The sequence below is a fragment of the Streptomyces sp. NPDC048643 genome (assembly GCF_040650615.1).
In the GTDB taxonomy this organism is placed as follows: domain Bacteria; phylum Actinomycetota; class Actinomycetes; order Streptomycetales; family Streptomycetaceae; genus Streptomyces.
Genome location: NZ_JBEZHO010000039.1, coordinates 54,079 through 68,506, shown reverse-complemented (window position 1 = coordinate 68,506; position 14,428 = coordinate 54,079). Strand labels below are relative to the sequence as shown.

Sequence of the window (14,428 nt, the reverse complement as noted above, 5' to 3'; positions counted from 1 at the left end):
ACCAAGATCGACGAACACAAGACCTGCGGCTCAACTCATTCTGAAACGATCAGTAAGAGCCCTTGGCCGAGCAGGTTCGGGCGGCCGCGGTGGTCTTCTTCGCGCGGCTGGCTTTGTCCGGAGCGGTGATGAGGCACTGGCCGTCGAAGGCAAGCCGGCCACCCCTCTCTCCGCGGACAGCGCCGGCGGCAGTTGGCGTGGTGAAGGCGGTGGGCCCAGGCGCGTCACGCATGGGCCCACCGCCAGTGGGGTTGTCGTCAGCGACGGTCGGTTGAGGGCGCCCGCACCGTCAGGGAGACCGGCACGGTGTCGTTGACCTGGAACCCGTCGGTACCGAGCCCGAGAGTCGCGGTCAGCGTCCTGGGTTGGACTGGTCTTCCGTCATGGGCGCTCAATCGCACTCGAACGGTGCTGTGACGGCCTGGCTGAATGGTCAGTGTCGTCCTGCTTTCGGCAGCCCAGGGCACATTGATTGGTTCGGCCTGGTTGTAACCGGACAGGACGGAGCCGGCCTTCAACGCGGGTGCGTCGTCGTTCGTGCCGCCGATCGTGTAGAAGCCGTGCGACCCGATGACGCCGATCGAGGCGTTGCGCGCCTCACCCGCACTGGGCAGCGGAGTCCACCAGTTCATCGCCGGATCGTAGGCGTAGGCCTGGTTCGTCAACTGGGAGGAGTTGGCGGTGAGACCGCCGGAGAGGAGTAGCCGGCCATCGGCCACGCCGTACGCGGACTGATGCATGTCGATCGGAAGGTCGGCGATCCGCTTCCATGTGTCATGGACCGGGTCGTAGGCATAGGCATCCTTCACCGCCCGGCCCAGTGCGCCGCCGTCGCGGCTGGTGAGGCCGCCCGCGCAGTAGAGCTTGCCGGCGATGGCACCGCACGATGCGCCGTTGACGGCCTTGGGGTAGGGATGGACGGTTCGCCAGGTCTTCTTCTTGGGGTCGTAGGTGCTGACGGTGGAGTGATAGCTGTCGTCGGTGGACATCCCACCGACGGTGTACAGCTTGCCGTCGAGGACTGCGGTGCCGGCGCCTGCCAAAGCGTGCGGGTTGTTGGTCGTGGTGGCCCAGGTATCGGTGGAAGGGTCGTAGACCTGTGTTTTGGTCTCGATGCCGATCGCCGAGTAGTCCGCCGCGACCCAGTAGCCGCCGCTGACGTAGAGCTTGCCGTCGATGAAGGCGCCGGACGCGGCCGACACCGCGTACGGTGCGTCGGCCTTCTGCTGCCAGGTGTTCGCGACCGGATCGTAGGCGTGGAATGAGGCCAGCGGCACAAACGAGTCGACGCCCGAACCGAGTCCCGCGTACACCGTGCCGTGAGAGCTGCCGCCGACCATGAACGCGCCCGGAGCAGGCATGTCAGCGGTCGACGACCATGCCGGACCCGAGGCCGCCGACGCGGACTCGTTGATCTTGACCTTGAGGGGCACGTCGCCGGTGTTGGTCAACGTGAGGTTGCGGGTGGCCCCGCGGGGCCACGGCACGGATGCGCTGATGGGCCCGCTGGTCTCGAGCCGACCCGCGTGGAGTGTCAGGTCGACCTCGGTGGTCCTGTCGGCGGCGAGCTTCACCTTCTTGGTGGCCGAGTGGTACGGGTACTTCGCGGCGGTCACCGTCCGTTGGCCGGTCAGCGAGGAGAAGAACCAGTAGAAGCCGCCGGTCCGGCCGGGGATTCCGGGCATCGGCGCGCTGGTCACGTCCTGTGCCGGCCCGTCCGTGAGGGCGACGGCCGCGCCGTCGACCGGCTTCGACGTGTTGCCGTCGGTGATGCGCCCGACGACGAGACCACCGGGCTGAGGAGTCACCCATGCGCCACCGAGTCGGACGTTGTCTATGTACCATCCTCCGCCGGCACCGGCGTTCGGTGTGTCGATCTGACGCCGGAACCTGACCCGCGCGGAGACCGTCTTCTCGCTTGCCGGCAGGCTGACGGTCACAGATCCGGAGGCTGCCAAGTCGTCCGACCACTCAGTCGTCCAGGTCTTGCCGCCGTCGGTGCTGTAGTCGAGGCTCGACAGGCCGAAGTAGTAGTTCGTGTCGAAGGACACGAACGGCGTCCTGGAGGCAGGCACCGTGAACTCCGGGGAGACCAGCGACGAGTCGAGTGGTTTTCCACCCGTGTTGCCCATGGCGTACGCGAAACCACCGCTGCCAGGGGTCACGTTGCCTGACGTGTTGTCAACCACCCAGGGGTCCCCCACGGTAGTGTCGACCGTCCAGCCGGCCGGCATCGTGGCTGCGTCGAACGGCTCGTTCCTGCTGTCGGATTTCTGGGTGTAGCCGGGCGCCGAGCCGAGCGTCGGCACCGGTGACGCGGTAAGGCCGACGTCACGGACCGTGCTCGTGCTCTTCGTCGTGAGGGTGACGTCGCGCTCCTGGTATCCAGGGAAGCTGGAGGTGACGTGCAGCGTGTAACGGCCGTTCACCGGCAGCCGGACGGAGTACTTGCCGGTCACCGGGTCGCTGTGGACCGGACCACCTGGTATGCCGTTGTCGACGACGATTCCTGCGGGCAGTGGCCAGCCGTGGCCCGATGCGTCGGCGACCGTTCCGCTGACCGTTACCAGAGGTACAGCGGCCAACGCGACGTCGGCCGTCGTGGTCGTGTCAGCGCTGACCGTGACGTCGCGCGTGGTCTTGTCCGCGTGGGCGAAGGCGCTCACCTCGACGTCGTACCTGCCGGCGGCCAGGCGTATCCGATACGTGCCGTCAGGATTCGTGGTGGTGGTCATGGACGAGGTGCCCGTGACGCCGACCTTGGCACCGGAGACGGGCTTACCGGTCGACGTCTCGGTGATGGTGCCGCTCAGCGTTCCGGCCGGTCCGCTGGAGAACGCGGCGGTCCCGTTCGGTGTACCGAGTCCGGTGGGGCCGTCGTAGCCGGGTTTCGCCGTGCACAGGTACGAGGGCTCGCACGTGCCGTTGGAACCCGTGGTCACGTCGTTGAGGCTGTCGGTATGGGCGTAGGGATAGCTGTTGGGGTACGTGCCCCCGAGCATCGCGCCGCCGAGCGCGTAGGTCGCGGCGATGATCGGCGCCGAGGCGCTGGTACCGCCGTACTGTCCCCAGCCGGTGCCGTAGGTAGAGCCGTATGTGTCGTAGACCGCGACGCCGGTGACGGGGTCGGCGACAGCCGACACATCGGCGACGGTGCGATGGGCACAGCCGGTGTCCTTCTGGAACGAGGGTTTCGGCTGGACCTGCGAACAGCCCGAGCCAGGACCGCCGCCGCGGCTGTTCCACACCGACTCGCTCCAGCCGCGCGCCGTGTCCGGATCGCTGACCAATGACGTGCCACCGACGGCGGTGACGTGGGGTGCGGCCGCGGGGAAGCTGACTCCGTAGTTCGAGTCGCCGCTGCTGGCGACGACCGCGACACCGGGATGGTCGAAGTACTGTCGTGCGTTCTGAACGTCGGTGGGCCACTCGCCGCTCTCGGGCGCGGCCGAGTAGGGGGACCCGTAGCTGTTCGACACATAGCTCGCGCCCAGCGCGACCGCTGTGTTCACTCCCGCGCCGAGGTTGTTCATGGTGGCGCTGTCGGCCTCGACCAGGATGATGTCCGCGTTGGGGGCGATGGCCGACACCATGTCCAGGTCGAGCGATATCTCGGCCGCCCAGCCTTCATCGGCCTGCGGGTAGTCGCCCTGGTTACCGCGCTGGTTGACCTTCCTGAACTGACCGGATCTCAGCGGAGGCAGACCGAACTGCTCGCGGTACACGGCAAGGTCCGCGGCGGCGTTCGGGTTGTCGTAGGCGTCGACGATGGCGATCGTCGCGCCGGCGCCCCCGTCCTTCGGCAGGTTGTAGGCGTCGAGCAGGTCGGCCGGCGACTTGCCGCGTGGTGTGGCGGCGGCCCGGACGCCTTTACCGCCCTCTACGCCGTTGACCCGCAGGGCGAAGCAGCGTGCCTCGGACTTCGACTTGGGGGTTTCGCACGTCGCGCTCACGCGGTCGGCTTTCCCGGCCGGTTTGGCGGCCGGCCGGCCCTTGTTCGCCCGCGCGGAGGCCAGTTGGGAGGACAGGGTGGCGCCCTTGCCGGGCGCTGTCACTGGGCTCTTCGTGTCGCTCTGCTGCGTCGCGGTCGTCGGCGTGCCGGCGACTGCGGGGGTCTGGACCCCTGTGAATGCGGCGAGGCAGGCGGCGGCTATGAGGAACGAAACCGGAGCGCGCAAGCGCTCGCGTCTCATCATGGACTGGCAATCCTTCGTTCGGGGTGGGAGAAGTCAGAGGGGTTCGTAGGCAGAGGGCTCTTCGGGGTCGGTGCCCTCGCCGCCCGTGTCCTCGGACTGGTCGTGTTCGGCGGGCTGCTCGTCCCCGCTCGAACTCTCTTCGTCTGCAATGCTCATGGACACCCTCCGTCGCTGCGCCACCGATGGACGCAGTTCGCCCGCCGAGTATGGGTCGCGTGAACAGGGGCTTGCGATTGGGCAGATGGGTTAAAGAATGGTCGACCCGCCAGGGACAGAACCGCATGTCTCGGTCGATTCCGCCTGCGTGACAGCCACCGCGAGTGCCGTCCGAGATGCCACTCCGTGCTTGCGCATGGCCGACTTCAGCTGCGCGCCGACGGTGCTCGGTGACCTCGACAGCTCAACTGCGATCTGCCGGTTGGTCATTCCTCGCAGCACCAGTCGCACGACCTCCGACTCCCGTGGCGACAACCGGCTCCCGTATCCGCGCCGCCCGCCGACCCCTCGCGCGGCCCGTGTACAGCGCTCGACGCCCTCCCGGGCCCGGGCCTGCGCATGAGGTCTTGGCAACCCTGCCCACGCCAGTGCCGCGAGATCCCATGCGCGGGCCGCCTCTTCGAACTCCCCCCGCCCCTCGGCACTCAATGCCCGGCACTCCTCCAGCGCCGACTGCGCCGCGGGGGCGCTGCGGCTGCGCAGGCCCTCCTCGAAGTCGGCGACCAGGCGCTCCGCCTCCGCGTGCCGGTCGGCTGCCGTCAGTGCTGCCACCCGCACGGGCGCGATCTCAGTCGCCCAGATCCAGATGGCCTTGTCCACGAGCAGCCGCATCGGCTCCTCGGTCAGGGCGAGCGCCTCCTCCGTGTCACCCGCCGTGAGCCGCAGGCGTGCGTGCGTCGCGGAGGACTCCAGCCACAGGGCGATGATGCCGCGACGCTCACCCTCCTCCCGAAGCGATTGCAGCAGTTCATCGAACTGCTGGTCGCCGCCTGCCGTCGCCGCCCTCAGCTGGGCCCCCACCAGCAGTCCTTCCAACCGGCACACCGGCACATTGGCGATGTCCGCGTACTCGTCGGCACGCTCGGCCAGTCCTTCCCACGCGCCGGTGAGGTAGTCAAGACGGAGCAGGGTCACCAAGGCCATGTTCCGGATCACCTGGTACCCGTGCCGACCCGCGATGTCGACGGAACTGTTCAGGCGGGCGCGTGCCTCCGCATACCGCCCCCATCGCATCGCCGCGTCACCGACGTTCAGCTCGGCGCGCGCCCACTCGACCGCGAGTTGGGGCGTCGACTCGTCCTCGCCCAGCTCCTCGGCGAGGGTCCAACCCGACTCCTCCCCCAGTTCGAGCAGCGCAGTCACGCGGTTGAGGAGCAGGATCATCCGTTCGCGCGGAGTGAGTTCGGAACCCCCGGCGAATTGCCGGGCCCGCTCCAGCCAGCGCAGGTGGGTGGAAGCCGGCCACGTCCCGGCCCACGGGAATCCCAGTACGGTCATCGCCCAGGCGTCGGCGAACGTCCCCTCGCCGAGATCCGGTATGGCCAGCTCCAACTCGGCTGCGGCAGCGGCGTTGTCACCCAGACTGAACAGGACACGACCGAGCTGGCCGCGCACATCTGCGCGGTCCCGCGCACTGAGCCGGTCCGTCTCCAGGACGGCCCGCAGAGCGACGATGACGTCCGCACGCCGGCCGTACTCGGTGAACGCCAGGAAAGGCATCTTCCGTACCAGCGGAGCGACCGCCTCCGCAGACAGCCTCGGTTCCGTGATCAGTTCATGCAGGAGGGTGACGGCCGTGAGGTGGTCGCCGGAGACGAGGGCCACGTCCGCTGCCTGCTCGGTGTACTCGCACCACCGGGCTGTCTCACCGCTCTCCCAGAAGTGATGGGCAAGCCTGTCGATCGGCCGGGGCCGTACGGTCTCCAGCCATGCCGCGGCACGCCGGTGAGCGGCACGCCTTTCGGACGGCGCCGCCCGATCGGCCACCGCGCGGGCGGCGAGAGCGTGCCGGAAGGCAATCCGACCGAGGCCCGAACCGCTCTCGACGAGCAGACCGCTCCGTATCCCGTCGGAGACCGCGGCTTCGACCACAGGATCGATCGCAGAGCCCTCGGACGCGCTCAGTCCGCTAACCGCGCCAAGCGTTCGCTCGTCCGACGGATCACCCAGGACGGCAGCGGCCAACAGTACCCGCTGGGCATCCGCGCCCAGGCGGGACACCCGTTCAGTGACGGCGTCCCGGATCGTCGGCGGCACGGCGATCTCGTCGAGAGTCCGCCGCACCCATTCACCGTCCCGCCGAACGAGGTCGGACCGGTCCCGCAACAGCCGGACGCACTCCTCCAGTACGAGCGGTACTCCTCCCGTCCGTTCGTGCAGGAACCCGGCGAACGCGGTGGAGACATGCTCGTCGTCCAGCATCGACGACACGAAACCCGCGGTGTCCGCCACCGCCAGACCGCCCAGGCTGACACGCGCATGACTGCCTCCCGTACCCGACGCGGACCGGGAGGACAGGCGCAGCAGCAGAGAGTCGGCGGCCACCTCCTCCGGACGGTAGGTCACCACCATGCTCAGCGCCAGGGGCTGTCGCGAGGCAAGGAACAGCAGCAACTCCAGCGTCGCCTCGTCCGCCCAGTGCACGTCCTCAACGACCAGCACCTCGATGTCTAGGCGGTCCAAGAGCTCCGCGAAGGCGCGGATCAGGCGGTGGCGGGTGGCGCCCGCATCCATCAACGGCTCCGGAGCGAGCGGCAGATGGTCCGCCCAGTCGGGGAAGAGCGGGCGCAGCGTGCCGGCCAGCGCGGAGAGCCCGAACCGGGCCACCGCGGCCCCGCCGCGCACGGCCTGCCGGACGGCGTCGACAACCGGCCCCAGGGTCATTGCCTCACGAAACGGCGGGCAGATCGCCACCAGCGAGCGCGGCCCCCGGGGAGCGGGCGCCGACAGGGCTTCGCCGACCAGGCGGCTCTTGCCGATCCCCGCTTCGCCCTCAATCAATACGAGCGCGGGCGGTTGGCTCAACGCGTCCGTCACGCGCCGCAGTTCGGCGTCCCGTCCGACCATGCGGGGGCCGGCCACACCGGTACCGCGCTGCACAAGACCGCCCTTCCGGGTCACCCCGTCCTTCCCGGAATCCTCTTTTGCCCACCGAGTCCTGCCGGACCGGGGCGCCTAGACGCGTCACTCGAACAACGTTTCAGGTACTTCAGGAGCCGGAGGGCCCTGACCACGACGACCCCGTGGGCACTCCGTGCCGTGCCCACAGAAAGTCGGAAACTTCGCACGTCAAGTAGATGATCGCCGGGGTGGAGTACACCCCGGAAGGCCATCACTCGTCAAGGGACCATGGTTCTGGTCGACCGCCATCGACCAGCCAGAGGGCAGCGGCCACCGCACGAGTGGGTGTGTTCACCGGCGTCCAGTGCACCGACTCCCCACGGGGTGTTGTCGCCAAGCGAGTGCGGCAAGGTCGGCTCGGACCTCGGTGTCCGAGCCGAGACCCACCCGCCACGGACGTTTCCGATCATCCATGAAGGTTCGGCAGCGACATGAGGTCGCGCATGTCATTGGTCAGAGCTGGTTGGTAGGTGGACAGGTCCGGGAGATCGCTTTCGTCATCAGCCTCGTCGGCAGCACTTCCGCTGTCGTAGTAGCGGGTCGCGGAGAGACTCAACGAGAACACCGCTGCGCCATCGCGGACCCTCAACTCGATGCTGTCAGTGTTCCGGGTGATCATGTACGCCCTGTCCCCGAGGTCCGGGACGAACTTCACGTTCTCCTTGGCGACAACACCCAGGTCGGTGACGCGTCGGCCGGCTTCGAACTCCCCACTGGGGTCGGCCGTCTTGTGCAGGGCCACTGTGACACCGACCGCATAGATCAGGGAAGCACCCGAACCGGCGTCTCCAGCCTTCTCCTGCCTCAGGGGTATGACACATCGAACCTGGTCGAGATCAGGATGTTTCATGAGCCCGGAGTCGTTCAGTGCATCGACATCCCTCGGCGCTATGGCCACACCGAGTGACACGAGCTGCATGGACGGACAGGGGTCCTGCTCCAGCCGGTACCCATGCGAGTCGGGCTTCCGGTCACCAAGTCCGTACTGGAACACGGCTGTCGCCCAGAAAGCGGACGCTGCCAATGTCCCGCCCAGAGCCCAGAGCCAAGGCCTGCGCGAGAGGTGTCGCCGAGCGGGCGACTCAGCGACGCTGCCGAGAACCTCGCGCGATTCGACTGTGTCGAATTCGCCAGATATCTCCGGATCGGAGATCATTCAACCCTCCACCAGCAGACATCTTCGTGTGGCGCGATCATCGCAGATCGACGTCGGGCTCCGAGCCACGTCAGCAGCCAGGGAAGGCCACGCGCTCGCCGCGGCCCTGCCCGTCCGGTTCCGCCGTCCCGCCATCCGCGGACGGGCTTCGCCAGGGACCTGTGACGAGCGCCTACGCGACTCCGGAACAACCGCTACGGCCTCCTCCCCAGTGGCACAGCCAGTGAACGACGAAACCACCTCCCCTCAGCCCAGGCGTCGGCACCAGACTCAATCATGATCAGCCCATGCATCAGCACTGAAAGACAGCAGGTGCGCGGTTTCCCCGGGCGTGAAGTCCGCAGGTCGTGCGCTACGCCGCGCGGCCGGGCCACCCGAGATCTCACCTTTTGGTGTTGTGCGGGACCCGTTCTCAGAGCCAGACGCTACTCAGACTGCCCGATTGCACCAACACTCTCCCCGCACAGTCGCGCAGTCTGGCCGTCGGGCGCACAGCACGCCGACCACCGGGGGGGGGGACCTGCCCATCGGCCCTCGCGAAAAGGTCGTCGACCGTGCGGCCGCCAGGCACACATTCACACGCGGACATGTGCATCCGCCGTGCGCATAGCACCGCAATACTCCTGTATCGCCAAAAACAGGAGCATCAGCCATGACCGCCACTCCCCCGCCGCACCGGGAATCGGCCCCCTCCATCGTCACGTGCCCGGGCAGCCTGGTCAGACCGTGTGCGACCTACCAGCACGCCCCCGTCCTGGATGACAGCGATGGGCTCGCGCAAGGCCAATGGCACACCAAAGCCACACTTGACACGTCATGGACGGCCGGGAGCTGCGGCCTCGCTCTCCCTGCTCCGCTGTCCGCTCGTTGATTGCCATGACCACCACAGAACCCATGACACCGACGGAAGCGCTCCCTCTGTTGTCGGCGGAGCTTGAGCGGCTACAGGCGGAGATCAGACAACTGCGGCAGACGGTCACCGCGCACGCAGTCGTCGACCGGGCCATCGGCGCACTTACCGTCCTGGGCCGTATCGATCCGGAGGACGGGTTCACGGTGCTGCGTGAGGTCTCCCAGCGCACCAACACCAAGTTGGCGCTTATCGCCGAGCAGATCCTCAAGCATGCGCAGGGCCAGGCCCTGCCCGGCTATCTACGCCACGAACTGCGTGCAGCGTTGGCTCGCCACACGGACAGCTGAGCGCTACCACAACGCTTCGCCTACCAGGGCGCCGAATGCGGCCCAGGTCATCAGACCGGAGACGACCTCGTAGCTCCCTTTGTGCGGGCTGGGCTGCGCCTGCGTGCCGCGTCCCCGTGTCGCGGGATGCGACACCGGGGCTACAAGTCGATCCCCAGGGGTATTCCCTGGGGCGATGCAGAGTTCGCCTGTCGCAATGTGGAGGCATCACCGAAGCAGCGTCCAGGCACGAGAGAAGGGAGTTCTCATCTCCCACAAGGCGTACCGACCTCCAAGAATTGAGCAGGCGGGCAGTGCAGCCGGCACCTCGCCGTCAAGAGATCGAGGCGGACATCGCCTGGCCCGGAAGCGGCCGGAACTCTTCATCAACAAGGTGTGCGGAGGCGTCAGATCGCTGCGGCGGTGACGGCAGAGGAGTCCTCGCCTCCAACAGGTGAAGGTGTCGAGCGGGGTCTCGAACAATCCTGCAGCCAGGCTACGAGGTACTACCACTCCCGGTGAGGGAGTTCCGGCCGGTCCGCGCAAAACAGCATATTGGAAATTCTGAATCTCGGCTCGAGAGCGAATATTGTTCCATTGAAATCCGTCGCGGCCAACCGATGAGAGACCCGGAAAAGCGGCCGATCGGACGACCGTTGCCGGTATCGCGACGCAAGCACCGAGCACAATCTCGAAAGAGTTGAGCGAGATGAAGAGCTGGAATCCTCTCCTGAAGCCGAGAGAGCAAGCTCTTGGCAGCGGTAACAGTCCTCTGGATCTCCAGGAGAGATCGCCCGACACCGTTGACGCCCGTCTGAATTCTACCGGTTATTCAGGATCCATAGATTTCACCAAGCGCGCACCACATGACACCACCGCGTCAGCCGTCACCAACGACTTGATGACTATCGACGACGTCGTGATGCGCACGGCGCTCACGCTTGGCATGGTCGTACTAGGTGCTGTTCTGGCTTGGACAGCACTCCCTGTAGACGAAGAAAATCTCGGGCCGTCATATGCAATCGCATTCGGTGCGGCTCTGGTGGCCACCGTGGTAGCCCTCATCCAGGCCTTCAGGAGTAATCCGTCCCCCGCACTGATTTTGTCCTACGCGGCCCTCGAAGGCGTGTTCCTTGGAGTAATATCCAACACCGTTTCAACATACATCGAGCCCGGCGTCGTCGTCCAAACAGTGATTGGCACCATGGCCGTTTTCGCCGGCGTTCTGATTGCCTATAGGCTTCGGTGGATCCGCGTAACGGGCCGTTTCTACAATTTCGTTGTCTCAGCTACGCTGGGTTTCGTCATCTTGGCGATAACAAACCTCCTCTTCGCCGCCTTCGGCGGTGGAGACGGACTTGGGTTCCGCAGCGGCTGGCTCGGCGTACTGTTCGGACTCGCCGGACTTCTCCTGGGTGCCGCCTTCCTGGCCATCGATTTCAAACAGGCCGAGGAGGGAGTAGCAGCCGGCGCGCCACGTGAACAGTCCTGGCTTTCCGCATTCGGCCTCACGCTTTCACTGGTCTGGATCTACCTCGAGATACTCCAACTGCTGACTCTCCTCGGAGGCGACGACCTCATATGAAAACGGCCTTCCTGCACAGATCAAAGGCAAGAGGGGAGAAACATTCCGCTCAGGCCCGGGCTCGTTCACCCATCGTAACGTTTCGCCTCTGGTACGACTGACCGCCTCTTCCCCGCACGGCGGTGCGGGCTTGTCGCCGACCGCGAACCTTAGGAGGAAAGGTGACGAACGCACAGATCCCCCGAGGGCTCGGCTTTGGGCCCACGCTCGCCGCCCTAGGGTGCGCCACGCTCGTCGATGCGATGGGCCGAATCTATAAGCATCGGTCCCATATATTGCCCCTGGTAAGTCCTGACCGCGACAGGTATCTGTTCGGACCGGCAGCGACCATATCCTTCCTGCCATGGAGGGAAGATGTGGTACAGGCATCCCGACCCTTCGCTGATTTCTTCTTCAGTGCCGTCGAGAAGGCTCCAGAAGGGAAAGTGCTCGTGCTGTCGAGCGGCGGCTATCACGACGCGTCCCACGGCGGCGGGGTCAAGCTTTCGAGAGCGGCCTCCTGCGGGCTTGCAGGCGTTCTGGCGGACGGACGATTGAGGGATTTTGATCAACTTCGCGAGCACGGGTTTTCCACGTGGTGCCGGGGAGAGACGGTACGGTGGGGTGGCGATGTGGTCATGCCCTTTGAGGCAGGGGTTGCCGTCGAATTTGCAGGCGTATGCATCGTTCCCGGGGACTACATTTTCGCCGACGCCTCAGGCGGAGTCGTCATTCCCTTTCACAGTCTGGGGCGTGTTCTGAATCTTGCCCAGCAGATCGGATGCGAGGAGGCGGAGACCCTTCAAGAAATAGTCCTGGACACCGACTCGCGGGTGGACCACTTGTGCGTTCCTCACCCCGAACTGCGAAAACTGGATGGAGAACATTGAGTCCCGGCGCCAGGCGATTCAGGCTCCAGGACCGGGCCAAGCCACCAGTTATCGACTCAAGTGCATTAGCTTGTTGAATTCACTCTCTGCGCGCCTTTGTCACGTCTCTCCATCAGTCACTGCGTCACGTAACCCGAACCGGATCCAGCAGTTCAACTCCACATTCGCGAGCACCAGTAAGCCGATGGCACTGCAAACGCCTCGCGCCCGAAGAATTTGGGCGGTAGCCAATCCAAGAGGTAGACCAGAAACGGCGCGGCACTCACCATCCTCACACGTCCAGGGAGGCAACCATGCAGCACAGCATTGTTGCCGGTGGCACGACCAACCATGGGCAATGAATACTCAGCAGTGCCGGTCAGGAACGGGCAACCCCCGTGATCATCGTCATGAGACGGTGGCCACGGGGGTTGCTCCGGAGAAGCCTCAGGCGCCTTCGGCGACCTCAGCTGCTCTGAGCGGGAGCCTGCCTGATGCCACCGACGATCGCCCGCTTCGTGATGGCACTGGTGTAGCGGACGATGCCGGGCTCCATCACCACGCCGGACTCGGTGATCTTTCGTACCTGCACGTTGCGCTCACCCAGGAAGACATGGGTCTGCTTGTCGAAGATCCATTCTTGGCGCGCTCCGCTGGTCTCATCCAGACGTGCCACCGCGATACCAGAACGTCCTATGGCGTCCTGGGCGTTGTCGACGACGACCACACCGGGGATCTTCGCCGCGGCCTTGAACAAGGCCGCATAGAGGTCGGCCGGAGGGTAGCTCTCGGTCAACAGGTCGCCGATGGTCGTGAACGCCTCTTGATCCGGGGTGTTGCCGTGCCCCTTGGTCTCCTTGTAGATCTTGGCGAGGAGGGCATCGGGCTTTGTGGTCAGCTTGGCAAGGTAGTCGTAGGAAGGACCGTTCAAGGACGCCTTGAAGGGGTTCCCCTGCTCGTCGGGGAGACTCAGAGTCTCCCCTTCCGGGCCGTCGGTGACCGCAGGGTCGATCAGCCAGCCCTTGGTGCCGTCAGGAGACTGCCACATCTGGCGGCGGTGCAGCACATGGCCGGCGAGGCTGCTCTTGCCGCTGTCTGCCTTGACGAAGGTATCGGCCGACGTGGACTCGATGTAGATGTACTCGCCTGGCTCGACGGTCGGGTGATGCACCTTCTCGGCTGCGAGGGAGATCTGGTTGAGGAGGTGCGGGACGCTCCTGGTCGTCGTGGAACCGAGCTGAGTCCTCATGGCCGGCCCGGTGCTCAGGGCGCCGTCGGACTCGCCGCCTCCACCAGGCAGGACCGTCACGGCGAGTACGGCGCAGGCCGCAGTCATCGCCAGGGCGGGAAGTACGAACGCTGGGCGCAGCAGTGAAGATGCGCGGAGCCTCGGTTCAGCGGGAGAGGTAGAGGTGACGCTGTCGTCCTGCCGCACGTCACGCTGGATTCGGGCCATCAGACGCTCCTTGTGGAACTGATGACGGCCTGCTGGGAGATCACGTCCGGGCCCCAGAAGGCGGGCGGCGCTCTCCTCCCACTCGGCTGGACTCTGGCGAGAACGGTTCGCTCTCATCGGTTTCCCTCCGCTACAGACCGGATCGCAAAGTTGCTCTCGTCTCTTGTCTGTCGATCCGTCCGGCCGAGTTCCCGGATCTCTGCGACGAGCACTCCGGCACCCGGTTCGGCATGCTGCCGGCTCACCGCCGGCTCCACTGTGGCATCTCTGTCGAGTTCCGCCTCGGTCAGTTTGCGTAGTTTGGTGCGGGCGCGCGAGAGCCGCGAGCGCACCGTTCCGACAGCGATACCAAGCGCCTCGGCGGCAGCTGGGTACTCCAGCCCCTCCCACAGGCAGAGCGCCAGTACTTCCCGCTCCGGTCTGCGCAGTGCGGCCAGTGCGCGCAAGGTGGCGGCGATACGTCGCCGATCGTCGAGTTGGCCCGCCACCACGTCGGCGTGATCGGGCAGGGTCATCTCGGCTTTGGCGGCAGCCGAGGCTGCCGCCCGGTAGCGGCGATTGCTGCGGTAGTGGTAACGGGCGACGTTGGTCGCCACACCCAGGAGCCACGGTCGTAGTGAGCCGCCTTCGGCCAGAATCTGATGGCGCAGCCGCCACGCTTCCATGAACGTCTCAGCCATGACGTCCTCGGCCGCGGACCAGTCCGGGGCGAGGCGGAAGGCATGGTTGTAGACCGCGCGGGCGTAACTGTCGTACAACTCGGCGAACGCGCTCGGCTCGCCGGCCCGCACCCGGGTACGGATATCAGTGCTCACTTGATGTTTCTGTCGTGGGAGATCGCAGAGTTCCCGTGACCTACGTCACACGGGGCTCGTATTGTCTGGGGGCCGT

The 14,428-nt window shown here is 66.1% G+C and carries 9 protein-coding genes; 3 read left to right on the top strand and 6 right to left on the bottom strand.

What is annotated here, in order from left to right; all coding sequences use genetic code 11:
* Positions 1-257 precede the first annotated feature (257 nt).
* The 4 genes from AB0C62_RS30405 to AB0C62_RS30390 all read right to left on the bottom strand — a co-directional run bounded on the left by AB0C62_RS30405 (position 258) and on the right by AB0C62_RS30390 (position 8,469).
* Positions 258-4,196, bottom strand: coding sequence for a carboxypeptidase regulatory-like domain-containing protein (locus AB0C62_RS30405; protein WP_362978565.1), 3,939 nt, complete (start codon positions 4,194-4,196; stop codon positions 258-260).
* A 33-nt stretch (positions 4,197-4,229) separates the two neighbouring features.
* Entirely contained in the window at positions 4,230-4,352 is a 123-nt protein-coding gene (locus AB0C62_RS30400) for a hypothetical protein (protein WP_362978563.1), read from the bottom strand.
* A 90-nt stretch (positions 4,353-4,442) separates the two neighbouring features.
* Complete coding sequence (locus AB0C62_RS30395) at positions 4,443-7,313, bottom strand: AAA family ATPase (RefSeq protein WP_362978561.1); 2,871 nt, start codon at positions 7,311-7,313, stop codon at positions 4,443-4,445.
* 406 nt (positions 7,314-7,719) lie between these two features.
* Positions 7,720-8,469 carry a hypothetical protein gene (locus tag AB0C62_RS30390; RefSeq protein ID WP_362978559.1) on the bottom strand — a complete coding sequence of 250 codons (750 nt, stop codon included), beginning with the start codon at positions 8,467-8,469 and terminating at the stop codon, positions 7,720-7,722.
* 876 nt (positions 8,470-9,345) lie between these two features.
* Here AB0C62_RS30390 and AB0C62_RS30385 point away from each other — a divergent pair.
* The 3 genes from AB0C62_RS30385 to AB0C62_RS30375 all read left to right on the top strand — a co-directional run bounded on the left by AB0C62_RS30385 (position 9,346) and on the right by AB0C62_RS30375 (position 12,102).
* A complete protein-coding gene (locus AB0C62_RS30385) occupies positions 9,346-9,669 on the top strand; it encodes an ANTAR domain-containing protein (protein ID WP_362978557.1) in 324 nt (107 codons plus the stop codon).
* 679 nt (positions 9,670-10,348) lie between these two features.
* The gene (locus AB0C62_RS30380; RefSeq protein ID WP_362978555.1) at positions 10,349-11,233 is read left to right on the top strand and encodes a Bax inhibitor-1/YccA family protein; all 885 of its coding nucleotides are present in this window, start codon (positions 10,349-10,351) and stop codon (positions 11,231-11,233) included.
* Positions 11,234-11,394: 161 nt separating this feature from the next.
* Entirely contained in the window at positions 11,395-12,102 is a 708-nt protein-coding gene (locus AB0C62_RS30375; RefSeq protein WP_362978553.1) for an RraA family protein, read from the top strand.
* A gap of 445 nt (positions 12,103-12,547) precedes the next feature.
* Here AB0C62_RS30375 and AB0C62_RS30370 read toward each other — a convergent pair whose 3' ends face one another.
* Positions 12,548-13,654: a CU044_5270 family protein gene (locus AB0C62_RS30370; protein ID WP_362978551.1), complete on the bottom strand. Its 1,107-nt coding sequence runs from the start codon at positions 13,652-13,654 to the stop codon at positions 12,548-12,550.
* A complete protein-coding gene (locus AB0C62_RS30365; protein WP_362978549.1) occupies positions 13,651-14,352 on the bottom strand; it encodes an RNA polymerase sigma factor in 702 nt (233 codons plus the stop codon). Before AB0C62_RS30365 ends, AB0C62_RS30370 begins: the two co-directional genes overlap by 4 nt.
* Positions 14,353-14,428: the final 76 nt, after the last annotated feature.